The 24,344-nt window shown below is 74.4% G+C and carries 23 protein-coding genes and 1 riboswitch; of the genes, 21 read left to right on the top strand and 2 right to left on the bottom strand.

Annotation, left to right across the window (positions count from 1 at the left end):
• Nucleotides 1-65: 65 nt before the first annotated feature.
• From GA0070622_RS21950 to GA0070622_RS21885, 14 genes are all read left to right on the top strand, one after another.
• Nucleotides 66-1,340, top strand: coding sequence for an adenosylmethionine--8-amino-7-oxononanoate transaminase (locus GA0070622_RS21950; protein ID WP_091578031.1), 1,275 nt, complete (start codon nt 66-68; stop codon nt 1,338-1,340).
• A gap of 132 nt (nt 1,341-1,472) precedes the next feature.
• A complete protein-coding gene (pyrF, locus tag GA0070622_RS21945; RefSeq protein WP_091578028.1) occupies nt 1,473-2,309 on the top strand; it encodes an orotidine-5'-phosphate decarboxylase in 837 nt (278 codons plus the stop codon).
• 179 nt (nt 2,310-2,488) lie between these two features.
• Nucleotides 2,489-2,806: an integration host factor, actinobacterial type gene (mihF, locus tag GA0070622_RS21940; protein WP_013285515.1), complete on the top strand. Its 318-nt coding sequence runs from the start codon at nt 2,489-2,491 to the stop codon at nt 2,804-2,806.
• 25 nt (nt 2,807-2,831) lie between these two features.
• A complete protein-coding gene (locus GA0070622_RS21935) occupies nt 2,832-3,365 on the top strand; it encodes a nucleoside/nucleotide kinase family protein (RefSeq protein ID WP_091578025.1) in 534 nt (177 codons plus the stop codon).
• Between the two features lie 59 nt (nt 3,366-3,424).
• On the top strand, nt 3,425-3,691 hold the full coding sequence (rpoZ, locus tag GA0070622_RS21930) for a DNA-directed RNA polymerase subunit omega (RefSeq protein ID WP_013285517.1): 267 nt from the start codon (nt 3,425-3,427) through the stop codon (nt 3,689-3,691).
• Nucleotides 3,692-3,705: 14 nt separating this feature from the next.
• Nucleotides 3,706-4,914, top strand: a complete 1,209-nt coding sequence (gene coaBC / locus GA0070622_RS21925; RefSeq protein ID WP_091578022.1) for a bifunctional phosphopantothenoylcysteine decarboxylase/phosphopantothenate--cysteine ligase CoaBC — start codon at nt 3,706-3,708, stop codon at nt 4,912-4,914.
• A 98-nt stretch (nt 4,915-5,012) separates the two neighbouring features.
• On the top strand, nt 5,013-6,203 hold the full coding sequence (gene metK, locus GA0070622_RS21920) for a methionine adenosyltransferase (RefSeq protein WP_245666717.1): 1,191 nt from the start codon (nt 5,013-5,015) through the stop codon (nt 6,201-6,203).
• 59 nt (nt 6,204-6,262) lie between these two features.
• On the top strand, nt 6,263-8,311 hold the full coding sequence (locus GA0070622_RS21915; protein ID WP_091578016.1) for a primosomal protein N': 2,049 nt from the start codon (nt 6,263-6,265) through the stop codon (nt 8,309-8,311).
• 231 nt (nt 8,312-8,542) lie between these two features.
• Nucleotides 8,543-9,526 carry an AAA family ATPase gene (locus GA0070622_RS21910; protein WP_091578014.1) on the top strand — a complete coding sequence of 328 codons (984 nt, stop codon included), beginning with the start codon at nt 8,543-8,545 and terminating at the stop codon, nt 9,524-9,526.
• A gap of 85 nt (nt 9,527-9,611) precedes the next feature.
• Nucleotides 9,612-10,943 (top strand): cytochrome P450, encoded by a 1,332-nt coding sequence (locus GA0070622_RS21905; protein ID WP_091578012.1) that lies wholly within the window; start codon nt 9,612-9,614, stop codon nt 10,941-10,943.
• A 42-nt stretch (nt 10,944-10,985) separates the two neighbouring features.
• Nucleotides 10,986-11,546, top strand: coding sequence for a peptide deformylase (gene def / locus GA0070622_RS21900; protein ID WP_091578009.1), 561 nt, complete (start codon nt 10,986-10,988; stop codon nt 11,544-11,546).
• A gap of 5 nt (nt 11,547-11,551) precedes the next feature.
• Nucleotides 11,552-12,478: a methionyl-tRNA formyltransferase gene (fmt, locus tag GA0070622_RS21895; RefSeq protein WP_091583734.1), complete on the top strand. Its 927-nt coding sequence runs from the start codon at nt 11,552-11,554 to the stop codon at nt 12,476-12,478.
• The gene (locus GA0070622_RS21890) at nt 12,475-13,977 is read left to right on the top strand and encodes an RsmB/NOP family class I SAM-dependent RNA methyltransferase (RefSeq protein ID WP_091578006.1); all 1,503 of its coding nucleotides are present in this window, start codon (nt 12,475-12,477) and stop codon (nt 13,975-13,977) included. The genes fmt and GA0070622_RS21890 overlap by 4 nt, the downstream gene beginning before the upstream one ends.
• A gap of 220 nt (nt 13,978-14,197) precedes the next feature.
• Nucleotides 14,198-15,949 (top strand): M28 family peptidase, encoded by a 1,752-nt coding sequence (locus tag GA0070622_RS21885; RefSeq protein ID WP_091578004.1) that lies wholly within the window; start codon nt 14,198-14,200, stop codon nt 15,947-15,949.
• Nucleotides 15,950-15,991: 42 nt separating this feature from the next.
• Here the strand turns inward: GA0070622_RS21885 and GA0070622_RS21880 are convergent, their stop codons facing one another.
• Nucleotides 15,992-16,882, bottom strand: coding sequence for a septum formation family protein (locus GA0070622_RS21880; RefSeq protein ID WP_091578002.1), 891 nt, complete (start codon nt 16,880-16,882; stop codon nt 15,992-15,994).
• 77 nt (nt 16,883-16,959) lie between these two features.
• Complete coding sequence (locus GA0070622_RS21875) at nt 16,960-17,847, bottom strand: septum formation family protein (RefSeq protein WP_091577999.1); 888 nt, start codon at nt 17,845-17,847, stop codon at nt 16,960-16,962.
• A gap of 261 nt (nt 17,848-18,108) precedes the next feature.
• Here GA0070622_RS21875 and rpe point away from each other — a divergent pair, with 261 nt between their 5' ends.
• The 7 genes from rpe to ribH all read left to right on the top strand — a co-directional run bounded on the left by rpe (nt 18,109) and on the right by ribH (nt 24,294).
• Nucleotides 18,109-18,789: a ribulose-phosphate 3-epimerase gene (gene rpe / locus GA0070622_RS21870; protein ID WP_091577996.1), complete on the top strand. Its 681-nt coding sequence runs from the start codon at nt 18,109-18,111 to the stop codon at nt 18,787-18,789.
• A 1-nt stretch (nt 18,790) separates the two neighbouring features.
• A complete protein-coding gene (locus GA0070622_RS21865; RefSeq protein ID WP_091577993.1) occupies nt 18,791-19,747 on the top strand; it encodes a GGDEF domain-containing response regulator in 957 nt (318 codons plus the stop codon).
• An 82-nt stretch (nt 19,748-19,829) separates the two neighbouring features.
• A riboswitch (FMN riboswitch) is annotated at nt 19,830-20,002 on the top strand.
• Nucleotides 20,003-20,174: 172 nt separating this feature from the next.
• Entirely contained in the window at nt 20,175-21,236 is a 1,062-nt protein-coding gene (gene ribD, locus GA0070622_RS21860; RefSeq protein WP_091577991.1) for a bifunctional diaminohydroxyphosphoribosylaminopyrimidine deaminase/5-amino-6-(5-phosphoribosylamino)uracil reductase RibD, read from the top strand.
• Nucleotides 21,237-21,238: 2 nt separating this feature from the next.
• Entirely contained in the window at nt 21,239-21,835 is a 597-nt protein-coding gene (locus tag GA0070622_RS21855; protein ID WP_091577988.1) for a riboflavin synthase, read from the top strand.
• Nucleotides 21,832-22,530 (top strand): nicotinamide riboside transporter PnuC, encoded by a 699-nt coding sequence (gene pnuC, locus GA0070622_RS21850; RefSeq protein WP_091577986.1) that lies wholly within the window; start codon nt 21,832-21,834, stop codon nt 22,528-22,530. The genes GA0070622_RS21855 and pnuC overlap by 4 nt, the downstream gene beginning before the upstream one ends.
• Nucleotides 22,527-23,792, top strand: a complete 1,266-nt coding sequence (locus GA0070622_RS21845) for a bifunctional 3,4-dihydroxy-2-butanone-4-phosphate synthase/GTP cyclohydrolase II (RefSeq protein ID WP_091577983.1) — start codon at nt 22,527-22,529, stop codon at nt 23,790-23,792. Before pnuC ends, GA0070622_RS21845 begins: the two co-directional genes overlap by 4 nt.
• A gap of 4 nt (nt 23,793-23,796) precedes the next feature.
• A complete protein-coding gene (gene ribH / locus GA0070622_RS21840; protein ID WP_091577981.1) occupies nt 23,797-24,294 on the top strand; it encodes a 6,7-dimethyl-8-ribityllumazine synthase in 498 nt (165 codons plus the stop codon).
• The last annotated feature ends 50 nt before the right edge of the window (nt 24,295-24,344 follow it).

Here is a 24,344-nt window from a genome sequence, read left to right as displayed (position 1 = left end):
TCACACCGGGCGCGACCCGGGCCGATACCGCAAGATCGCCGGGGAGGGGCGAAGGAGGAGAGTCCGTGACGCCTGACGAGATTCTCGCCGTTGATCGCCGGCACGTCTGGCATCCCTACGCGACGCTGCCGCCGGCCAGCCCGCCGCTGGTGGTGGAGAGCGCCGCCGGGGTGCGGTTGCGGCTGGGCGACGGGCGGGAGCTGGTCGACGGCATGTCGTCCTGGTGGGCGGCGATCCACGGCTACCGGCACCCGGTGCTGGACGCCGCGGTGACCGACCAGCTCGGACGGATGAGCCACGTGATGTTCGGCGGCCTCACCCACGAGCCCGCGGCACGCCTGGCGCGCACCCTGGTCGAGCTGGCCCCGGACGGGCTGGAACACGTCTTCCTGGCCGACTCCGGCTCGGTGAGCGTCGAGGTCGCGGTGAAGATGTGCCTGCAGTACCAGCGCGCCGTCGGGCGCCCGGGACGCCGCCGGCTGGGCACCTGGCGGGGCGGCTACCACGGCGACACGTTCCACCCGATGAGCGTCTGCGACCCGGAGGGCGGCATGCACCACCTGTGGGGCGACGTGCTGCCCCGTCAGGTGTTCGCGCCGGTGCCGCCGCCCGGCTTCGACGCCACGCCCGACCCGGCGTACGAGGCGGCGCTGGTGGAGGCGGTGGAGCGGCACGCCGACGAGCTGGCCGCGGTGATCGTCGAGCCGGTGGTCCAGGGCGCCGGCGGGATGCGGTTCCACCACCCGCACTACCTGCGGGTGCTGCGCGAGGTGACCCGGCGGCACGGCATCCTGCTGGTCTTCGACGAGATCGCCACCGGCTTCGGCCGGACCGGCCGGATGTTCGCCGCCGAGCACGCCGGCGTCACGCCGGACGTGCTCTGCGTCGGCAAGGCGCTCACCGGTGGCTACCTGACGCTGGCGGCGGCGCTCTGCACCCCCGAGGTGGCCGGGGCGATCTCCGCCGACGGCGTGCTGGCGCACGGTCCGACGTTCATGGGCAACCCGCTCGCCTGCGCGGTCGCCAACGCCTCCCTGGGCCTGCTGCGGGCCGGGGACTGGTCCGGGCGGGTGGCGGGGATCGCGGCGGGCCTGCGGGCCGGCCTGGAGCCGTTGCGCGGCACGCCGGGCGTGGCCGACGTGCGGGTGCTCGGCGCGATCGGCGTGGTGCAACTGGACCACGAGGTGGACCTGCCGCGGGCGACCGCCGCCGCGGTCGGGGAGGGGGTGTGGCTGCGCCCGTTCCGGGACCTGGTCTACACCATGCCGCCGTACGTCTGCGACGAGGCGGACGTGGCCCGGATCGCGGCCGGCGTGGCCGCCGCGGTCAAGGCCGGCTGAGTCCCGGCCGGGCGGTCGAGGCCGGCCAGGTCCGGCCGGGCGGTCGGGGCCGGCCGGGACGACCTGACGCGACGGGAGGTCCGTCGCCTGGACACGGAGGCGGCCCCGGCCGCCGGAAGAGGGAGATGCGCGATGGAGACGTTCGGCGCCCGCCTGCACCGGGCCGTGGCGGAGCGGGGACCGCTCTGCGTGGGGATCGACCCGCACCCGGGTCTGCTCGCCGACTGGGGCCTGCCCGACGACGTCGAGGGGCTCGAGCGGTTCAGCCGCACCGTGGTGGAGGCGATCGGCGACCGGGTGGCCGTGGTCAAGCCGCAGTCGGCTTTCTTCGAGCGCTTCGGTGCGCGGGGTGTCGGCGTGCTTGAGTCAACTATCCGACAGTTGCGAAATGCGGGCGCGCTCGTTCTTCTCGACGTCAAGCGCGGTGACATCGGTTCGACGGTCCGCGCGTACGCCTCGGCGTACCTCGATCCATCCAGCCCGCTGTATGTCGACGCGGTCACCGCGAGCCCCTACCTGGGGGTGGGTTCGCTCGCCCCGATGTTCGAGTTGGCCGCCGCGCACGGCGGCGGGGTGTTCGTCCTGGCGCTCACCTCGAACCCCGAGGGCGCCGCCGTGCAGCGTGCCGTGGCCGCCGACGGACGCACCGTGGCGCAGACCGTGATCGACGAGATTTCCCAGCTCAACCGGGGTGCGGAGCCGCTCGGCAGCATCGGCCTGGTGGTCGGCGCGACGATCGGTGAGACCGGTCACGACCTGGATGCGGTCAACGGTCCGCTGCTCGCGCCGGGCCTCGGTGCGCAGGGCGGGACGCCCGCCGGGCTGCGGGCGGTCTTCGGCGCCGCCCTGCCGTCGGTGCTGCCGTCGTACTCCCGTGAGGTGCTGGGCGCGGGGCCGGACCAGGAGGCCCTGCGGGCCGCCGTCGAGCGGGTGCTGACCGACTGCCGGGCCGCCCTGACCACCGCCTGACTGACTGACGGCTCCGTCACTTTACGTTGATCATCGCGCGTCCACGTTGCCGAAAACTCCGTTGACCGCTAGTTTTCCCCGCGCTGGGAACCACGGACCCCTTTGGTTGCCAGCGACACCACGTTTCACAGCTGCGGTGGGGCGCTCCGCCCGCCGTACTAGGGACCTGAGGAGAACTGGTGCCGCTCCCGTCACTGACCCCCGAACAGCGCGCTGCCGCGCTGGAGAAGGCCGCGGAGATCCGCAAGGCCCGCGCTGAGCTGAAGGAGCAGCTCAAGCAGGGCAAGACCACCCTCGCCACCGTCCTCGAGCGGGCCGAGTCCGACGACGTCGTGGGCAAGCTGAAGGTTTCGGCAGTGCTCCAGGCGATGCCGGGCATCGGCAAGATCCGGGCCACCCAGATCATGGAGAAGCTCAAGATCGCGGACAGCCGTCGCCTGCGCGGCCTCGGCGAGCAGCAGCGTAAGGCGCTGCTCGGAGAGTTCGCCGCCAACTGAACGGCCCACCGTGTAGAAACAAGCGGTGAGCACGGATGACGAGGCGCGCTCGGCGGCTCGGCTCACTGTCCTTTCCGGCCCCTCGGGGGCCGGGCGGGGCAGTGTCGTCGAGTTGGTCCGGGCGCGCCTCGCGTCCGTGTGGGTGCCGGTGGTCGCCACCACGCGGCCGCCGCGCCCGGGGGAGCGCGACGGTGTGGACCGGCTCTTCCTCGACCCGCCCGCCTTCGACCGGCTGGTCGCGGCCGGTGAGCTGCTGGAGTGGTGCCGGATCGGGCCGTACCGCCGGGGTGTGCCCCGCGCGGACGTGCGGTCCCGGCTCGCGCAGGGCCGTCCGGTGCTGCTGCCGTTGGACCTGGCCGGCGCGCTCGCCGTCCGGGCGGTGGCGCCGCGGGCCCGGCTGGTGCTGCTCGCGCCGCCGGCGTACCGGGCCGAGCCGGCCGTCGCGGCCGCCTTCACACACGCCGTGGCGCACGACCGAACCGAGCGTGCCGCCACCGAGCTGGTAGGATTGCTCGGTTCGTCATTCCTGGCCCCGGCCCGACCGCCTCCCGGCGGTTGAGCGGCCCGCCAGCCGGTCACCGCCCCTGGGCGGCGCACGAGACGCAGAGGTTTGAATTCGTGGGATCCATCGCCACCAACCCCGAGGGCATCACCAACCCGCCGATCGACGAGCTGCTCGAGAAGACCACCTCGAAGTACGCGCTGGTCATCTTCGCCGCCAAGCGTGCCCGCCAGGTCAACGCCTACTACAGCCAGCTCGGTGAGGGCCTGCTGGAGTACGTCGGCCCGCTGGTGGAGACCACCCCGCAGGAGAAGCCGCTCTCCATCGCGATGCGGGAGATCAACGCGGGCCTGCTCACCGCCGAGCCGACCGACCAGCCGTAGTTCCGCCCGCGCCGATGCCCGCCGAGATCGTCCTCGGGGTCGGCGGTGGCATCGCCGCCTACAAGGCGTGTGAGCTGCTCCGGCTCTTCACCGAGTCGGGTCACCGGGTCCGGGTCGTGCCGACCGCGTCGGCGCTCCGCTTCGTCGGGGCGCCGACCTGGGCCGCGCTCTCCGGCCAGCCGGTGGCCGACGACGTCTGGTCCGACGTGCACGAGGTGCCGCACGTGCGGCTCGGGCAGCACGCCGACCTGGTCGTGGTGGCGCCGGCCACCGCCGACCTGCTCGCCAAGGCCGCGCACGGCCTCGCCGACGACCTGCTCACCAACACGCTGCTGACCGCGCGCTGCCCGGTGGTGCTGGCCCCGGCCATGCACACCGAGATGTGGGAGCACCCGGCGACCGTGGCCAACGTGGCCACGCTGCGCTCCCGGGGCGTACGGGTGATCGAGCCGGCGGTCGGCCGCCTGACCGGGCGGGACACCGGCAAGGGCCGGCTGCCCGACCCGGCGGAGATCTTCGCCGTCGCCCGGCGGGCGCTGGCCCGCGGCGTGGCCGCCCCGGCCGACCTGGCCGGCCGGCACGTGGTGGTCACCGCCGGCGGCACCCGCGAGCCGCTCGACCCGGTCCGCTTCCTCGGCAACCGGTCCTCCGGCAAGCAGGGGTACGCGTTCGCCCGCGCCGCCGTGGCCCGGGGCGCCCGGGTGACGCTGGTGTCGGCGAACGTGGCCCTCGCCGACCCGGCCGGCGCCGACCTGGTCCGGGTGGGCACCACCGAGGAGCTGCGCGAGGCCACGCTGGCGGCGGCCGCCGACGCGGACGCCGTGGTGATGGCCGCCGCGCCCGCCGACTTCCGTCCGGCCAGCTACGCCACCGGGAAGATCAAGAAGTCGGAGGACGGCGTCGCGCCGACCGTCGAGCTGGTCACCAACCCGGACATCGCCGCCGAGTTGGGCCGGGATCGCCGGCCCGGGCAGGTGCTGGTGATCTTCGCCGCGGAGACCGACGACGCCGAGGCCAACGGCCGGGCCAAGCTCGCCCGCAAGCGCGCCGACCTGATCGTGGTCAACGAGGTGGGTGTCGACAAGGTCTTCGGCGCGGAGACCAACGCGGCGACCGTGATCGGGGCCGACGGCGCCGTGCACCGGCTGCCCGAGCAGCCCAAGGAGGACCTGGCCGACGCCGTCTGGGATCTCGTGGCGGCGCGCCTGGGCCCGCCGTCCTGACGGTTGGTCTGCTCGCCGTTCCCGGGGCCGGACCGGAACGGGGGCGACTAAACTGCCGCCGAGCGACCTTTAAAAGTCTTCACATGCTTAGGAGTGCCGTGACACGTCTCTTCACGTCCGAATCGGTCACGGAGGGCCACCCGGACAAGATCGCCGACCAGATCAGTGACGGCATTCTCGACGCGCTGCTCGCGCAGGACCCGCACAGCCGGGTCGCGGTGGAAACGCTGATCACCACCGGGCAGGTGCACGTCGCCGGCGAGGTGACCACCAAGGCGTACGCCGACATCCCGACCATCGTCCGGGAGACCATCCTCGGCATCGGCTACGACTCGTCGAAGAAGGGCTTCGACGGCGCGTCCTGCGGCGTGAGCGTGTCCATCGGCGCCCAGTCGCCGGACATCGCGCAGGGCGTGGACAACGCGTTCGAGCTGCGCACCGGTGGCTCGGAGAGCGCGCTGGACGCGCAGGGCGCGGGCGACCAGGGCATGATGTTCGGCTTCGCCTGCTCCGAGACGCCCGAGCTGATGCCGCTGCCGATCGCGCTGGCGCACCGGCTGGCCCGCCGGCTCGCCGCGGTGCGCAAGGACGGCACCATCCCCTACCTGCGTCCGGACGGCAAGACCCAGGTCACCATCGAGTACGACGGCCTGCGTCCGGTGCGCCTGGACACGGTGGTCGTCTCCAGCCAGCACGCGGCGGACATCTCGCTGGAGTCGCTGCTCACGCCGGACGTGCGGGAGCACGTCATCACGCCGGAGCTGGAGGGCCTGGGTCTGGAGACCGAGGGCTACCGGCTGCTGGTGAACCCGACCGGGCGGTTCGAGATCGGCGGCCCGATGGGTGACGCCGGCCTGACCGGCCGCAAGATCATCGTGGACACCTACGGCGGTTACGCCCGGCACGGCGGGGGCGCGTTCTCCGGCAAGGACCCGTCGAAGGTCGACCGGTCCGCCGCGTACGCGATGCGCTGGGTGGCCAAGAACGTGGTCGCCGCCGGCCTGGCCGAGCGGTGCGAGGCGCAGGTCGCGTACGCGATCGGCAAGGCGCACCCGGTGAGCCTGTTCATCGAGACCTTCGGCACCGAGACGGTGGCGGTGGCCTCGATCGAGAAGGCGGTGGCCGAGGTGTTCGACCTGCGTCCCGCCGCGATCATCCGGGACCTGAACCTGCTGCGCCCGATCTACCAGCAGACCGCCGCGTACGGCCACTTCGGCCGGGAGCTGGCGGATCTGACCTGGGAGAGCACCGAGCGGGCCGCCGACCTCAAGTCGGCCGCGGGAGCCTGACCGCCACCACGCGCCGCGACCGGCGACCCGCCGAGGGGTCGCCGGTCGCTCGCGTCTGCGTGGACGTGCCGCTGCCGCACCTCGACCGGCCGTTCGACTACCTGGTCCCGGAGGCGCTGGACGCCGACGCCCGGCCCGGGGTGCGGGTGAAGGTCCGGTTCGCCGGGCAGCTCGTCGACGGCTGGCTGCTGGAACGCGTCGCCGAGTCGGCGCACCCCAAGCTGGCGTACCTGGAGAAGGTCGTCTCCCCGGTGCCGGTGCTCTCGCCGGAGGTGGCCCGGCTGGCCCGGGCGGTCGCCGACCGCTACGCCGGGAGCCTGGCCGACGTGCTCCGCCTCGCCGTGCCGCCCCGGCACGCCCGCGCCGAGAAGGCCGTCACCGCCGCCGACGCGTCCGCGGACCCCGACCCCGCCCCGGACGCCGCCGGAGAGACCCGCGTCGACGCCGGCGTCGCGCCGTCGGCGGCCGCCGACACGTCCGCGGACCCCGACCGCGCGCCTGCCGCCACCCCGGCGGACCCCGGGTCCGCGCGACCGGAACCGGTCGGCGCGCCCGTCGATCCGCGCGGCTGGCGGGACTACCCGGCCGGGCCGGCGCTGATCCGGGCGCTCGCCGACGGCCGGGCGCCCCGCGCCGTGTGGTCCGCGCTGCCGGGGGAGGACTGGGCCGAGCGGTACGCCGACGCCGTGGCCGCCACCGTGGCCGGCGGCCGGGGAGCGCTGGTCGTGGTCGCCGACGCCCGGGACCTGGACCGCCTCGACGCGGCGCTGACCGCGCTGCCGGGCGCGGGGCGGCACGTCCGGCTCACCGCCGCCGACGGCCCGGCCGCCCGGTACCGCGCCTTCCTGACCGCCCGCCGGGGCGAGGCGCGGGTGGTGATCGGGACCCGGGCCGCCATGTTCGCCCCGGTGGAGCGGCTCGGCCTGGTGGCCGTCTGGGACGACGGCGACGACCTGCACGCCGAACCCCGCGCGCCCTACCCGCACACCCGCGAGGTGCTGCTCACCCGGGCCCAGCTCACCGGCGCGGCCGCCCTGGTCGGCGGCTACGCCCGGACCGCCGAGGCGCAGCTGCTGGTGGAGACCGGCTGGGCCCGGGAGGTGGTCGCCGACCGCGCCATCGTCCGGGCGCGGATGCCGGCCATGGCGCCCACCGGCGACGACCCGCAGCTGGCCCGGGACCCCGGCGCGGCCTCCGCCCGGCTGCCCAGCCTGGCCTGGACAACCGCCCGGGACGCGCTCCGCGCCGACCTGCCGGTGCTGGTGCAGGTGCCCCGCCGCGGCTACCTGCCCTCGGTCGCCTGCGCCGACTGCCGGGCCCCGGCCCGCTGTCCGCACTGCGCCGGTCCGCTGAGCCTGCCCTCGGCCCAGGGCACGCCGGCCTGCCGCTGGTGCGGTCGGGTGGCCGCCGCGTACGCCTGCCCGGAGTGCGGCGGGCGGCGGCTGCGGGCCTCGGTCACCGGCGCCCGGCGCACCGCCGAGGAGCTGGGCCGGGCGTTCCCGGGCGTGCCGGTGCGGACCTCGGGCCGGGAGGAGGTGCTGGCCGCCGTGCCGGGTGGGGCCGGGCTGGTGATCGCCACCCCGGGCGCGGAGCCGGTGGCCGAGGGCGGCTTCGGCGCGGTGCTGCTGCTCGACTCGTGGGCGCTGCTCACCCGGGCCGACCTGCGGGCCGGGGAGGAGGCGCTGCGTCGGTGGATGGCCGCCGCCGCGCTGGCCCGCCCCGGCGCGGCCGGGGGCCGGGTGGTGGTGGTCGCCGACGGTGCCCTCGCGCCGGTGCAGGCGCTGCTGCGCTGGGACGCGGCCTGGTTCGCCGAACGGGAGCTGGCCGAACGCCGCGAGCTGGGTTTCCCGCCGGCGGTGCGGATGGCCAGCGTCACCGGCGTGGCCGAGGCGGTGGCCGACCTGCTGGCCGGCGCCCGGCTGCCGGACGACGCGGAGGTCCTCGGCCCGGTGCCGGCGGAGGAGGGGCGGGAGCGGATGCTGGTCCGGGTCCCCCGGGCCCGGGCCGCCGCCCTGGCCGACGCGTTGCACGCGGCGGCCGGGCAGCGCAGCGCGCGCAAGGCGGTCGATCCGGTCCGGCTCCAGGTCGATCCGCTCAGCCTGTTCTGACCGGCCCCCGACGGCCGTGACCCAGCGCACCCGGGCCGGCGCGCACGGTCGTGAGCTGGGGTTTGCCGCACACCTGGTCCGGCAATTGGGTAGCGGGCGGTGATAGCATCGCCCGTCATGCCCAGGCGCGCGGTTTTCCGCGCGGGACACGGCGCGGCGAATGCTCCCAGCACGTCGGGCCGACACGGATTCGATGTCGTCAGTCAGCCGGTGAGCAGGGGTGGACCAGTCGTGACCGTTCGTCAGTCGATCGTCTTCAACGGCGACCTCGGCAGCGGCAAGAGCACCGTTTCCGTCGAGATCGCCAAGCGGCTCGGCCTGCGCCGGGTCAGCGTCGGCGACCTCTACCGGCAGATGGCCCAGGAGCGGCAGATGACCGCCCTCCAGCTCAACCTGCACGCCGAGCTGGACCAGGCCGTCGACGGCTACGTCGACCAGCTCCAGCGCGACATCGCCGCCTCGGGCGAGTCGCTGGTGATGGACTCCCGCCTGGCGTGGCACTTCTTCACCGACGCGCTCAAGGTGCACATGATCACCGAGCCGACCGAGGCGGCCCGGCGGGTGCTGGCCCGCCCGTCCGGTCCGGCCGAGAGCTACACCTCGCTGGAGGAGGCGCGGGCCAAGCTGCGCGAGCGCAGCGAGAGCGAGCGCGGCCGCTTCATCGTCCGGTACGGCGTCGACAAGGCCCGGCTGCGCAACTACGACCTGATCTGCGACACCACCCGGGCCAACCCGGAGCAGGTGATCCAGCACGTGGTCGACGTCTACGAGGGCCGGCTCGGTGCCGAGGTGCTGCGCGCCGGCCAGCCGCTGCTGCTGCTCGACCCGAACCGGGTCTACCCGACCGAGGACGTGGCCACGCTGCGCGGTCTCTGGGACTCGGAGTTCGCCGGCGAGGTGGCCGAGGCCGGCGACGAGGCGCTGGAGCCGCTGAGCATCGGCTACACCGGTGAGTACTTCTTCGTCGTCGACGGGCACCGGCGGCTCAGCGCCGCGGTGCGCGGCGGGTTCCCGCTGGTGCCCGCCCGGCTGGTCGCCGAGGTCGACGAGCCGGTGGTCGGCGGCATGAGCGCCGTCGACTTCTTCGCCGCCCAGGCCCGGCCGGGTCTGATCCACGACTGGGAGGACGCGCACGGCATCGCGCTGACGCTGCCGGAGCACGCCCTGCTCGGCGGTGGTGCGGTGCTCGCCGGGGAGCCGGGCGCCGGGGCCTGACGGCCGTCCGGGCGCGGCGACGGGATCGCCCGATCCGGCGGAAACGGGGCATGATGGGGGTCTCCGACGCCTGGGGAGGCCGACCGTGGACCCTGCCGATGCCCTCGCGCTGCTGATGTCCCCCGCGGGTCGGGTCGACCCCTACCCGACGTACGAGCGGTTGCGCGCGCACGGCCCGGTGGTCCAGGCCGGGCCCGTCTTCTACGTGGTGACCGGGTACGCCGAGGCCGACGCGATCCTGCGCGACGCCCGGTTCGGGGTGATGGACGACGGCCTGCGCGACCAGTTCATGCCCGGCTGGCGGGAGAGCCCGGCGGTGCTGTCCATCTCCCGGTCGATGCTGCGCACCAACCCGCCCGACCACAGCCGGATGCGGCGCCTCGCCGCCGGCGCGTTCACCCCCCGCCGGATCGCCGCGATGCGCGACGTGGTGCAGGCGCAGGCCGACGACCTGGTCGACCGGCTGCTGGCCGGCGGGCGGGGCGGCGCGCCGGTCGACTTCATGGCCGAGTTCGCGTACCCGCTGCCGGTCGGGGTGATCTGCGCGCTGCTCGGCGTCCCGGCGGCGGACCGGCCGCTGTTCCGGCGCTGGGCCACCGACCTGACCGGGGTGCTGGAGCCGGAGATCACGGCCGACGAGCTGGCCGTGGCCGACCGGGGCGCGGGCGAGCTGCGGGCCTACTTCACCGAGCTGGTCGCGGCCCGCCGCCGGGCCCCCGCCGACGACCTGACGACCGCGCTGGTCCAGGCCCACGACGGCCATAATTCGGCCTCCGCGCCGCAAGACGGCGCTCCGGACCGAATGAGGGCCGACGCCGACGGTGAGAGCCTCTCCGGCGACGAGCTGCTGGCCAACCTGATCGTGCTGCTGGTGGCGGGCTTCGAGACCACCACCAACCTGCTCGGCAACGGTCTGGTGGCGCTGCTCGACCACCCCGACGCGGCCGCGACGCTGCGCGAGCACCCGGAGTTCGCCCCCGGATACGTCGACGAGCTGCTGCGCTACGACTCGCCGGTGCAGCTGACCTCCCGGATGAGCACCGAGCCGTCCCGGCACGGCGGCCTCGACCTGCCGCCGGAGAGCTGGGTCATCGTGATGCTCGGGGCGGCCAACCGTGATCCCCGCCGCTACCCGGAGCCGGCGCGCTTCGACCCGTGGCGACCGCAGATCCACCCGCTGTCCTTCGGCGCCGGGCCGCACTACTGCCTCGGCGCCGCGCTGGCCCGGCTGGAGGCACAGGTGGCGTTCCCGCTGCTGCTGCGCCGGCTGCCCGGCCTGGCTCTGGCCGGCGCGCCCGAGCGGCGGGTCCGGCTCACCCTGCGCGGTTACGCCACGCTGCCGGTCACCGTCGGGCGGGAGGCGGCCCCGGTCACCGTTCCCGGTACGCCACCGGAGGCGTCCGGCCGCACTCCGTAGACTGGGACGGCACCACCCGTCCCAGACAAGGAGCCACGCCGCGTGACCGTCCAGCCCATCCGTCTGTTCGGCGACCCGGTGCTGCGCACGCCGGCCGACCCCGTGGTCGACTTCGACGCCGAGCTGCGCAAGCTGATCGCCGACCTGACCGACACGATGCGCGAGCAGAACGGCGCCGGCCTGGCCGCGCCGCAGCTCGGGGTGGGCCTGCGGGTGTTCACCTTCGACGTCGACGACATGCTCGGCCACCTGGTCAACCCGGTGCTGGAGTTCCCCGACGAGGAGGAACAGGACGGCCCGGAGGGTTGCCTGTCCATCCCTGGGCTCTACTTCGACACGAAGCGCCGGCAGAACGTGATCGCCAAGGGCTTCACCGCCCACGGCGACCCGATGCAGATCGTCGGCACCGGCCTGATGGCCCGCTGCCTGCAGCACGAGACCGACCACCTCGACGGGGTGCTCTTCCTGGACCGCCTCGACGCGGCCGGCCGCAAGGAGGCCATGAAGGCGATCCGGCAGGCGGACTGGTACGACCAGGCCGCCCCGCCCACGGTCAAGCTGAGCCCGCATCCCGTCACCAACCCGTTCGGCCTGGGGCGGTGACCCGGATGCGCCTGGTCTTCGCCGGCACGCCGGCGGTCGCCGTGCCGGCCCTGGACGCGATCGCCGCCTCCGGCCACGAGCTGCTCGCGGTGGTCACCCGCCCCGACGCCCCGGCCGGCCGGGGCCGAGGGCTGCACCGCTCGCCCGTCGGCGCGTGGGCCGACGCGCACGGCGTCGAGGTGCTCACCCCGGCCCGGCCACGCGAACCGGAGTTCCTCGACCGGCTGCGCGCGTTGGCGCCGGACTGCGTCCCCGTGGTCGCCTACGGCGCGCTGGTGCCGCCGGTGGCGCTGGAGATCCCCCGGCACGGCTGGATCAACCTGCACTTCTCGCTGCTGCCCGCCTGGCGGGGCGCGGCGCCGGTCCAGCACGCCGTGCTGCACGGCGACGAGCTGACCGGGGCCAGCGTGTTCGAGCTGGAGGAGGGGCTGGACACCGGCCCGGTCTACGGCACGGTCACCGACGAGATCCGTCCCACCGACACCTCCGGCGACCTGCTGGAACGGCTGGCCCACTCGGGCGCCGGGCTGCTGGTCGCCGTGCTCGACGCGATCGACGCCGGCACCGCCCGGGCGCAGCCGCAGCCGTCGGAGGGCGTCTCGCTCGCCCCGAAGCTCACCGTCGAGGACGCGCGGGTGCGCTGGACCGACCCGGCGTTCGCGGTGGACCGGCGGATCCGCGCCTGCACGCCGGCCCCGGGCCCGTGGACCACCTTCCGCGACGACCGGGTCAAGCTCGGCCCGGTCACCCCGCTGGCCAACGGCCCGGAGCTGAAGCCGGGCGAGCTGCTGGCGGAGAAGTCCGGCGTCCTGGTCGGCACCGCGACCGGGCCGGTGCGCCTCGGTGAGGTGCGTGCCGCCGGCAAGAAGCCCATGTCGGCCGGAGACTGGGCGCGCGGCGCCCGGGTCGCCGCGGGCGAGGTTTTCGCGTGACGCGGCCGGAACGGCCCGTCGAGGGCGAGCGTCCCCGGGGGTACGGGCGCGGCGAGCGCGGTTCCGGGCGTCCCGGAGACCGGTCCGGCGGGCCGTCGCGGGGCGGCTACGACCGGCGGGACGCGCGCCGCCCGGTGCGGCCCGCGGTGGACCTGCCCCGGCAGGTCGCCTACGAGGCGATCGCCGCGGTGCACCGCGACGACGCGTTCGCCAACCTGGTGCTCCCGACGATGCTGCGCGAGGCGGGGCTCAGCGGCCGCGACGCGGCGTTCGCCACCGAGCTGACCTACGGCACGCTGCGGCACACCGGCACCCTGGACGCGATCGTCACCGACGCGGCGGGCCGGGACGTGCAGCGCATCGACCCGCCGGTGCGGGACGCGCTGCGGCTCGGGGCCTACCAGCTGCTGCACACCCGGGTGCCGGCGCACGCCGCGGTCTCCTCCACCGTGGACTTGGTCCGCACGGTGGGGCCCGGCGCGACCGGCTTCGCCAACGCGGTGCTGCGCGAGATCGCCGGGCGGGACGCCGACGCGTGGGTGGCCAAGCTCGCCCCGGCCGAGGAGACCGACCCGATCGGGCACCTGGCGCTGGCGTACAGCCATCCGCAGTGGATCGTCCGGGCGTTCGCCGAGGCGCTCGGCGGTGACCTGGGGGAGACCACCCGGCTGCTGATCGAGGACAACGAGCGCCCACCGGTGCACCTGTGCGCCCGACCCGGCCTGGCCGACCCGGTGGCGCTGGCCGACGAGGTCGGCGGCGCGCCGGGCGCGTTCTCGCCGTACGCGGTCTACCTGCCCGGCGGCGCGCCGGGTGACCTGGCGGCGGTGGCCGACGGGCGGGCGCACGTGCAGGACGAGGGCTCCCAGTTGGTGGCCGACGCGCTGGCGAACGCGCCGCTGGAGGGCCCGGACGGCCGGTGGCTGGATCTGTGCGCCGGCCCGGGCGGCAAGTCCGGCCTGCTCGGTGCGATCGCGGCGACGCGCGGGGCGCGGTTGACCGCGGTCGAGGTGGCCGAGCACCGGGCCCGCCTGGTCGCCCAGGCCACCCGCGGGCTGCCGGTCACGGTGGTGCACACCGACGGGCGCACCGTCGGCGGGGACCCGAAGTTGCCGGAGGGGCACTTCGACCGGGTGCTGGTCGACGCGCCGTGCACGGGGCTGGGGTCGCTGCGCCGCCGGCCGGAGTCGCGCTGGCGTCGCCAGCCGGCGGACCTGCCGCCGTTGACCCGCCTGCAGCGTGAGCTGCTCACCGCCGCGCTGCGCGCGGTCCGTCCGGGTGGCCTGGTCGCGTACGTGACCTGCTCGCCGCACGTGGTGGAGACGCACGTGACGGTGACCGAGGCGTCCCGGCGCTGCGGCCTCCCGGTCGACTTCGTCGACGCCCGGCCGCTGCTGCCGGCCGGCATGCTGGGTCTGGGCGACGGCCCGACGGTGCAGCTCTGGCCGCACCGTCACGGCACGGACGCCATGTTCCTGGCCGTCCTGCGCCGAGGCTGACCGGCTCCGCCCCTCCGCTGGGTTGATCAAGGAGTTCGCCGTCGGATCGCCGACGGCGAACTCCTTGGTCAGTCCGAAGGTGGCGGGAGAGAGGCATCCCGGGGGCGGTAGGGGGTTGGTGGGATGTGACGCGCCGTTGACTGCGCGATCGATACATGTAACTGTTCCGATCACCGGTCGACCCGTCACCCCCGCCCGCCGACCCCCATGAGGAGTCTCCATGAGACGCAGCACGCCGACCACGAGCCTCGCGCTCGCCCTCGTCGCCACCCTGACGACGGCGAGCCTGGCCGGCACCGCCTCCGCCGCTCCCGCGCCGGCCCCCGCCCCGGCGCCCGCCACCGCCGCCGCGCTCGCCGCGCCGGACGTCTCCCTGGCCAACATCCAGGCCCACCTCACCCAGTTCAACTCCATCGCCAGCAGCAACGGCGGCAACCGACGGGCCGGCTCGGCCGGCTACGCCGCGTCGGTCAGCTACGTCAAGGGCAAGCTCCAGGCGGCCGGTTACACGGTCACCGAGCAGAACTGCACCACCTGCACCTACCCGGGCAGCAACCTCATCGCCGAGTGGCCGCAGGGCCCGACCGACCAGGTCGTCATGTTCGGCGCCCACCTGGACAGCGTCTCCGCCGGCCCGGGCATCAACGACAACGGCTCCGGCTCGGCCACCCTGCTGGAGAACGCCCTGGTGCTCGCGGCGCAGAACCCCACCATGACCAAGCGGGTCCGGTTCGCCTGGTGGAACGGCGAGGAGCAGGGGCTGCAGGGCTCGAAGCACTACGTCAACCAGCTCAGCTCCACCCAGCGGGGCTACATCAAGGGCTACTACAACTTCGACATGGTCGGCTCGCCCAACGGCGGCTACTTCATCAACCGGATCACCTCGGCCACCGCGGCGCCGCTGAAGGCGTACTGGGACTCCTTCGGCATCCAGCCGGAGGAGAACACCGAGGGCCAGGGCCGCTCCGACGACTACTCGTTCGCCAACGCCGGCATCCAGACCTCCGGGTACGCGGCGGGCGCCAGCTACACCAAGACCGCGGCGCAGGCCAGCAAGTGGGGCGGCACCGCGGGCGCGGCGTACGACGGCTGCTACCACCGCTCCTGCGACACCACCAGCAACATCAACACGACCGTCCTCAACCGCAGCGCCGACGGCGTGGCGTACGCCATCTGGCAGCTCGCGGTCGGCGGCGGCACCCCGACCAACGACTTCTCCGTCGCGGTGAGCCCCACCTCCGGCAGCGTCGCCCGGGGCGGCTCCACCACCGCCACCGTCAGTACCGCCACCACCAGCGGCAGCGCGCAGACCGTGGCGCTGTCCGCCAGCGGCGCCCCGAGCGGCGTCTCGGTGAGCTTCAGCCCGTCCTCGGTCACCTCGGGCGGCTCCGCCACCATGACGGTCACCGCCTCGTCGTCGGCGACCACCGGCACGTTCACGCTCACCGTGACCGGCACCGGCTCGGCCACCCGCACCGCCAGCTACACGCTCACCGTGACCGGCGGGGGCGGCGGCTGCACCGGCGGACAGCTCATCGGCAACAGCAGCTTCGAGTCGGGCAGCACGCCGTGGACGGCCAGCTCGGGCGTGATCACCAACGACTCCGGCCAGGCGGCCCGGACCGGCTCCTACAAGGCGTGGCTGGACGGCTACGGCTCGTCGCACACCGACACGCTGAGCCAGTCGGTCACCCTGCCGGCCGGCTGCGCCAGTTACACGCTGGCCTTCTGGCTGCACATCGACTCGGCCGAGACGACCACCTCGACCGCGTACGACAAGCTGACCGTGCAGGTCGGCTCGACCACGCTGGCGACCTACTCGAACCTGAACAAGGCCACCGGCTACACCCAGCGCACCTTCAACCTCGCCGCGTACGCCGGTCAGACGGTCACGCTCAAGTGGACCGGTGTCGAGGACTCCTCGTTGCAGACCAGCTTCGTCCTGGACGACGTGACGCTCCAGGTCGGCTGAGCACACCGGGCGGGGTGGGCCGACGCCCGCCCCGCCCCCGGCTCAGGTGACCGGCAGCGCCTTCGCCCCGGCGCCCCGGACCGACCGGGTCAGCGTGCGGTCGGAGACCCAGAGGAAGCACTGCACGCCCCGGTCGCCGTCGCGCCACTGCTGCTCGTACGGGTGGTAGATGATGGTGCCGGCCCGGTACTGCATGTTGCCGTCGTTCGGCACCTTGGCGTACGTGGCGATCAGTCCCCGGCACGCCTTGTGCGCCCGCAGCGAGGTGCGCTGGAACTCCGCGTAGCTGATGTCCGGCGCCTGCCAGATCCCGACGAACTCGGCGTGGTGCTTCGCGGTGCAGGCGACCGGCCGCATCGCCTCGATGTCGTCCTTGACCAGCTTCGGGTTGAAGCAGCCCAGCGCCAGCGGCGAACCGGGCCTCAGAGCGGCGCGCAGGCTGCCCTGACGCTCGGTCACCGTGCCGTCGTCCAGGTCGTTGACCTCGGCGACGTCGCAGCGGTACCAGCGGGCCCCGCCGGACCACGCCGGGGCCGACGGGAAGACCACGGACAGCTGCAGCCGTCCCGACCGCCAGTCCGCGCCGACGGCCTTGGTGACCTGCCGGGCGCAGTCGGCGTGGGCGGCGCGCAGACCGGCGGATCCGCCCCGCGGAGGCGCGGAGCGCGCGGCCTCCGGCCCGGTGAGCGTGCCGACGTGCAGCGTCTCGGCCCGGTGCGTGGTGGCGCAGTCGACCGGTTGGTAGCCGCTGAGGTAGCCGACGTCGGCGACGGTCGGGTGGCAGACGTCGGCCTTCGGCACGAAGCCCACGGGCGCGGCGAACGCGGGCCAGTCGTCGGCCAGGTCACGGTCCACCCCGGCCGGCGCGCCACAGCCGCCGAGCGCCAGCACCGCCACCGTGCCCGCGGCGACCGCCGCCCACCATCGCCGCATCGCGACCGACCTCCCCGCCGTCCGGAGCCGCCCGGCCGACCGGTACGCCTCGGCGACGCAGCATACGGCACTGATGCTCAGATGACGGGTAGTCCCTCCGGGCCGGCCCCGCGCATCGAGCGGGTCAGCTTCCGGTCGTCGCTCCACAGGAAACAGCGCACCCCCCGGTCGCCCTCCTCCCACTCCCGCTGCGACGGCGGGTAGAAGATGGACCCGGCCCGGTACGGCAGTTCGGCGTTGTCCGGCACGTCGGCGAAGGCGGCGATCAACGTCATGCAGCGCCGGTGCACCGACGGCGCGCCCCGGGTGAACTCCGCCCAGCTCACGTCGCGTTCGGTGTAGACGCCCACGAACTCGGCCCGGTGCGGCTCGGTGCAGAGCACCGGCGCCATGTAGTTGAGGTTCTGCCCGATCAGCTTCGGGTCGAAGCAGCGGTGCACCAGCGGGTTGTCCCCGACCAGGGCGCCGCGCAGGCTGCCGATCCGGTTGACCGGCCGGGTGTTGTCGATGCTGTCGGTCTCGGCCAGGTCGCAGCGGAACCAGCGCGCGCCGGCGACCCAGGCGGTGGCCGGGGGCAACGCGATGTTCAGCGTGAGCCGGGCGGCGTGCCAGTCCCCGCCGATCATCTCCCGGGCCCGCTGGTCGCACTCGGTGCGCGCGACGCGCAGCGCCGGGGAGCCGGGCTCCGGGCGGGCGCCGGCGGCCGCCGGACCGGTGAACGTGCCGACGTGGACCGCCTCGGCCAGGTGGCTGCCGGCGCAGTTCACCGTCTCGTACGTGGCGGCCTGCACCACCGCGGTGAGCCGGGGCAGACACGCGTCGGTGGCCGGGACGAACAGCTGGGGCGCGGGCAGCGCCGCCCAGTCGTCGACGAGGTCCCCGTCGGCCCGGTGCGCCGGGACGCAGCCGGCGATCACCGCCGTCACGGCACCGGCCAGCGCGAGCGTGTGGAGCAACCGTCGCATCGTCCGCCCCTTCGCCGGAGAGATGGCAGCCGCACACCGCAGGCCCGTGCGGCGTCCCCCGCGCCCGGGCGGCAGCATACGTGACCGTCCCTGTAGGAGTTTCGTCATCTTTCAATCGATCGGCCAGTCACCGACGACTATTCGTGTCGATTTCCCGCCCGGACGGGCCAATGGTGCACCACAGGTGACGGGCGGGTCACAGCCTGTCCCACACGGTGCCGCGCTGCGGACGGCGGGTGACCACGTTCGTACACTGGCCCCGTGACCGTACCGCCGCCGATCGTCGCGCCCAGCATCCTGGCCGCCGATTTCGCCCGCCTCGCCGACGAGGTCCGTGCCGTGGAGTCCGCCGCCGACTGGCTGCACGTGGACGTCATGGACAACCACTTCGTGCCCAACCTGACCATCGGGCTGCCGGTGGTGCAGAGCCTGCGCGCGGTGACCCAGATCCCGTTCGACGTGCACCTGATGATCGAGGACCCGCGCCGCTGGGCCCCCGGATACGCCGACGCCGGCGCGTACAACGTCACGTTCCACGCCGAGGCGTGCGACGACCCGGTGGCGCTGGCCAAGGACCTGCGCTCGGCCGGCGCGAAGGCGGGGCTGGCGATCGACCGGGACACCCCGATCGAGCCGTACCTGGAGCTGCTGCCCAGCTTCGACACGCTGCTGATCATGACGATCAAGGCCGGCTTCGGCGGCCAGCGCTTCCTGCCGCAGCTGCTGGACAAGGTGCGCGCCGCCCGCCGGCACGTCGACAGCGGGCACCTGGAGCTGCGCATCGAGGTGGACGGCGGCATCGCCGCGGACACCATCGAGCAGGCCGCCGCGGCCGGCGCGGACGCGTTCGTCGCCGGCACCGCGGTCTACGGCGCCGACGACCCGGCCGAGGCGGTACGCCGCCTGCGGGGCCTGGCGGAACGTGCGATGACCGGGGCCTGAGATGGACCCGGCCGACGACCGACCCGACGTGATCCTGGTCGTCGACGACGACGAGGACATCGCCCGCTTCGTCGAGTTCAACCTGCGCCTGCACGGCTTCGAGGTGCTGCACGCCGCGGACGGCCAGGAGGCGCTGGAGGTCATCGAGCGGGAACGGCCGGACCTGGCCGTGGTCGACCTGATGATGCCCCGCATCGACGGGCTGGAGCTGACCCGCCGGCTGCGCGCCGACCCGATGACCTCGGCGCTGCCGGTGATCATGCTGACCGCCAAGGGGATGACCTCCGACAAGGTCAACGGTCTCAGCGCGGGCGCCGACGACTACCTGGTCAAGCCGTTCGACACCGCCGAGCTGGTCGCCCGGGTCAGCTCCACGCTGCGCCGCAACAAGGAGTTCCGGGAGGTCTCCCCGCTGACCGGCCTGCCCGGCAACAGCCGCATCCGGCGGGAGATCAGCGACCGGGTGCGCAACGGGGTGGACTACGCCGTCGGCTACATCGACATCGACCGGTTCAAGAGCGTGAACGACCGGTACGGCTTCGTCCGCGGTGACGAGTTCATCTCCGCGCTGGCCCGCAGCCTGCACCGCGCGGTGGTGTCGATCGGCCTGCCGCCGGCCTTCCTCGGCCACGTCGGCGGCGACGACTTCGTCATCGTCTGCGCACCCGAACAGGTCCGGCCGCTGACCTTCCGGGCGGTGGAGGACTTCGAGAAGGCCGCCGACGGGCTCTACGACCCGATCGACCGGGAACGCGGCTTCGTCGAGTTGAAGGACCGCCGCGGCAACATCCGCCGGGCCGCCCTGGTCACCCTCTCCATCGGGGTGTCACTGTCCGATTCCGGCAAGCGGTTCACCGACCCGCTGGAGGCCATCGCCGTGGCCTCGGAGATGAAGACGGTGGCCAAGAGCCAGCCCGGGTCGTACGTGGCGGTCGACCGCCGCCGGGGCGTGACCTGAACCGGACATCCGCTGCTGTGAGGTAGCTCGCCTCTGTGGCGCGCGCCGCCGCCGAACGTGTAAGACTTCCGGTGTACCCACCACGCGCTGGCGGGGCTCGGTGAAATTCCGAACCGGCGGTGATCCACGGTCCGACCGTGGTAAGCCCGCGACCCGGACGGCTTCGGCCGGACGGTGGACCTGGTGAGAATCCGGGGCCGACGGTTGGGGTGCGGCTCGTCCGCCCCCAGACAGTCCGGATGGGAGACAGCGCGCGGAACGGGGGAGGTCCCTGGTGGCCGCTGAGCACCCTCAGCCGCGCCCGTGGGCTCCCCGGGGTCGGCGTCGCCGTCCCCGGGTCTCTCCGCCGCCGCGTGTGCGCGGTGCCCGTGCCGCTCCTGTCGAACCCGCCCGCGCGTGACCGGCGAGCGGGAGGGCAGGGCAGGCCATGGCGAGCGTCTCCGTCGACGAGGCGATGCGTCGTGCCGTCGCGCTGGCCGCCCGCGGCCTCGGCGCGACCAGCCCGAACCCGGTCGTCGGCTGCGTGCTGCTCGACGCCGACGGCGAGGTCGTCGGCGAGGGCTTCCACGCGTACGCCGGCGGGCCGCACGCCGAGATCGTCGCGCTGGCGCAGGCCGGCAAGCGCGCCCGGGGCGGCACCGCGGTCGTCACACTGGAGCCCTGCGACCACACCGGCCGCACCGGCCCCTGCAGTCACGCGCTCATCGCGGCCGGCGTCTCCCGGGTGGTGGTCGCGGTGCCCGACCCGAACCCGGTGGCCTCCGGCGGCGCGGCCACCCTGCGCGCCGCCGGGATCGAGGTCACCCTCGGGGTACGCACCGAGGAGGCCGAGGCCGGCAACATCGCCTGGCTCACCTCGATGCGCCGCGGCTGGCCGTACCTGATCTGGAAGTACGCCGCCACGCTCGACGGGCGCTCCGCCGCCGCCGACGGCACCAGCATGTGGATCACCTCGGAGGCGGCGCGGACCGACGTGCACGCGCTGCGCGGCACCGTCGACGCGGTGCTGGCCGGGGTCGGCACCGTGCTCGCCGACGACCCCCGGCTCACCGCCCGCAACCTGCGCGACGGCACCCTGGCCATCCGGCAGCCGCTGCGGGTCGTGGTGGACAGCTCGGGGCGTACCCCGGCCGACGCCCGGGTCCGCGACGGCGCGGCCCGGACCTGGGTGGCCACCGCCGCCGAGGTCGGCGCCGGCCCGGACGGCCGGGTCGACCTGACGGCGCTGCTCGCCGAACTGCACCACCGCGGGGTACGCGCCGCGCTGCTGGAGGGCGGCCCCACGCTGGCCGGCGCGTTCCTCGCCGCCGGCCTGGTCGACAAGATCGTCGGCTACGTCGCGCCGAAGCTGCTCGGCGCCGGCCCGACCGCGCTGCGCGACGCCGGCGTGACGACGATCGCCGACGCCATCGACCTGGAGATCACCGACGTTACGCCGGTCGGTCCCGACCTGCGGATCACCGCGCTGCCCCGGAAGAGGGAGGCCTGAACATGTTCACCGGCATCGTCGAGGAGCTGGGCGAGATCGTCCGGAGCACCGAGACCGGGGACGACTCGGCGCTGGTCGCCATCCGCGGCCCGCTGGTCACCTCGGACGCGCGGCACGGCGACTCGATCGCGGTCAACGGGGTCTGTCTGACCGTGGTCGACGTCGACGGCGGCGTGTTCACCGCCGACGTGATGGGCGAGACGCTGCGGCGTACCGCGCTCGGCGCGCTGCGCCCCGGCGACCCGGTCAACCTGGAGCGGGCCGCCGCGTTGAACAGCCGGCTGGGCGGCCACCTGGTGCAGGGGCACGTCGACGGCGTCGGCGAGGTCATCGGCCGGGAGCCGGCCGCGCAGTGGGAGACGGTCCGGTTCCGGCTGCCGGCCGGGCTGGCCCGCTACGTGGTGGAGAAGGGCTCGATCACCGTCGACGGCGTGTCCCTGACCGTCGCCGAGGTGGGCGACGACTGGTTCTCGGTCGGCCTGATCCCGACCACGCTGAAGCTCACCGTGCTCGGCACGAAGCAGGTCGGCGACCCGGTCAACCTCGAGGTCGACGTGCTGGCCAAGTACGTCGAGCGGCTGATGGGGGGTGCCCGGTGACGGGCCCGCTCGGCTGGCTGCTCGACGCCCAGGTGCACGTCGCCGGCTCGCCGGTGCTGGTCCGGGAGATCGTCGGCAACGTCTTCGGGCTCGCCTCGGCGCTGCTCGGGTTGCGCCGGGTGGTGTGGGCCTGGCCGGTCGGCATGATCGGCAACGCGTTGCTGTTCACCGTCTTCCTCGGCGGCGTCTTCGCCACCCCGCAGGCACACGACCTCTACGGCCAGGCCGGCCGCCAGGTCTTCTTCTTCGCGGTGAGCGTCTACGGCTGGTGGCGCTGGTCGCGCAACCGCCGCGCGGGTGGCGGCGGCGAGCCGGCCGTCGTCCCGCGCTGGGCCACCTGGCGGGAGCGGCTGGGCCTGCTCGCGGTCGCGGCCGTCGGCACCGCCGCCGCCTACCCGGCGCTGGCCGCGCTCGGCTCGTGGGGCCCGCTGCCGGACGCCTGGATCCTGGTCGGCAGCCTGCTCGCCACCTACGGCATGGCGCGGGGCTGGGTGGAGTTCTGGCTGATCTGGATCGCGGTGGACGCGGTCGGCGTGCCGCTGCTGCTGCGCGGCGGCTTCTATCCGTCGGCCGCCATGTACCTGGTCTACGGCGCGTTCTGCGCCGCCGGCCTGTACAGCTGGTGGCGCACCTCCCGGGCCGTCACGGCCGCCCGCACCCGCATTCCGGCGACGTACTCGGAGGTCGTGGCATGACCATCTTCGGTTCCATCGAGCAGGCGGTGGCGGACATCGCCGCCGGTCGCCCCGTGGTCGTGGTCGACGACGAGGACCGGGAGAACGAGGGCGACCTGATCTTCGCGGCCGAGCTGGCCACGCCGGAGCTGGTCGCGTTCATGGTCCGCTACACCTCCGGTTACATCTGCGTGCCGCTGACCGAGGACGAGTGCGACCGGTTGGACCTGCCGCCGATGCACCACACCAACCAGGACCGGCGCGGCACCGCGTACACGGTCACGGTGGACGCCCGCGAGGGGGTCACCACCGGCATCTCCGCCGCGGACCGCTCGCACACCATCCGGCTGCTCGCCGACGCCGGGACCGACCCGACCGACCTGGCCCGTCCCGGCCACGTGGTGCCGCTGCGCGCGCGGTCGGGCGGGGTGCTGCGCCGGGCCGGGCACACCGAGGCGGCGGTGGACCTGACCCGGCTGGCCGGGCTGCGCCCGGCCGGGGTGCTCTGCGAGCTGGTCAACGACGACGGCACCATGATGCGCGTGCCGGACCTGGAGAAGTTCTGCGCCGAGCACGGGCTGACGCTGGTCACCATCGCCGACCTGATCGCCCACCGGCGACGCACCGAGAAGCAGGTCGAACTGGCCGCCGAGGCGCGGATGCCCACCCCGTACGGGGTGTTCCGGGCGCTCGGCTACCGCGCCGAGCACGACTCGGCCGAGCACGTCGCGCTGGTCATGGGCGACCTCGGCGACGGGCGGGACGTGCTGGTCCGGGTGCACTCCGAGTGCCTCACCGGCGACGTGTTCGGCTCGCTGCGCTGCGACTGCGGACCGCAGTTGCAGGCGTCACTGGCCCGGGTCGCCCAGGAGGGACGCGGGGTGGTGCTCTACGTGCGCGGGCACGAGGGGCGCGGCATCGGCCTGCTGCACAAGCTCCAGGCGTACCAGTTGCAGGACCAGGGGCGCGACACGGTGGACGCGAACCTCGACCTGGGTCTGCCGGCCGACGCGCGGGACTACGGCACCGGCGCGCAGATCCTCTACGACGTCGGCGTCCGCTCGATGCGGCTGCTGACCAACAACCCGGCCAAACGGGCCGGCCTGGAGGGGTACGGCCTCACCGTGACCGGCCGGGAGGGCATGCCGGTGCGGTCCAACCCGGAGAACGTGCGCTACCTGCGCACCAAGCGGGACCGGATGGGCCACCTCCTGGACGGGCTGGACGAGGCGACCGAGGCCCCGATGGGCCGGCCGGTCGCCGGTGACGAGATCGGAGCGTAGGACGATGGCGGGTTTCGGAGAGCCGGGCGTGACCGCGGTGGACGCCGCCGGCATGACCGTCGGCGTGGTGGCGGCCCGCTGGCACGGCGAGCTGACCGACCACATGGCCGAGCGGGCGGTCGCCGCGGCCGAGGCGTGCGGCGCGCGGGCCGTGGTGGCCCGGGTGGCCGGCTCGGTGGAGCTGCCGGTGGTGGCCCAGGCCATGGCACGCCGGTACGACGTGGTCGTCGCGCTCGGCGTGGTGGTGCGTGGCGCGACCGCGCACTTCGACTACGTCTGCCAGTCGGTCACCGAGGGGTTGACCCGGGTGGCGCTGGACGAGGGCAAGCCGGTGGCGCACGGGGTGCTCACGGTGGACACCATCGAGCAGGCCCGGGACCGGGCCGGGCTGCCCGGCTCGGCCGAGGACAAGGGCTGGGCGGCCACGGTGGCCGCCCTCGACGCCGCACTGGCCGTCCGTACCCTGGACGCCCACGCCTCCCACCGCGTCGGCTTCGCCTGACCGCCTGACCGCCTGACCGCCTGACCGCCTGACCGCCTGACCGCCTGACC

The organism is Micromonospora sediminicola (assembly GCF_900089585.1).
GTDB classification, from domain to species: Bacteria; Actinomycetota; Actinomycetes; order Mycobacteriales; family Micromonosporaceae; genus Micromonospora; species Micromonospora sediminicola.
The sequence above is the reverse complement of the archived record's forward strand: the minus strand, read 5'-3'. Positions and strand labels throughout refer to the sequence as shown.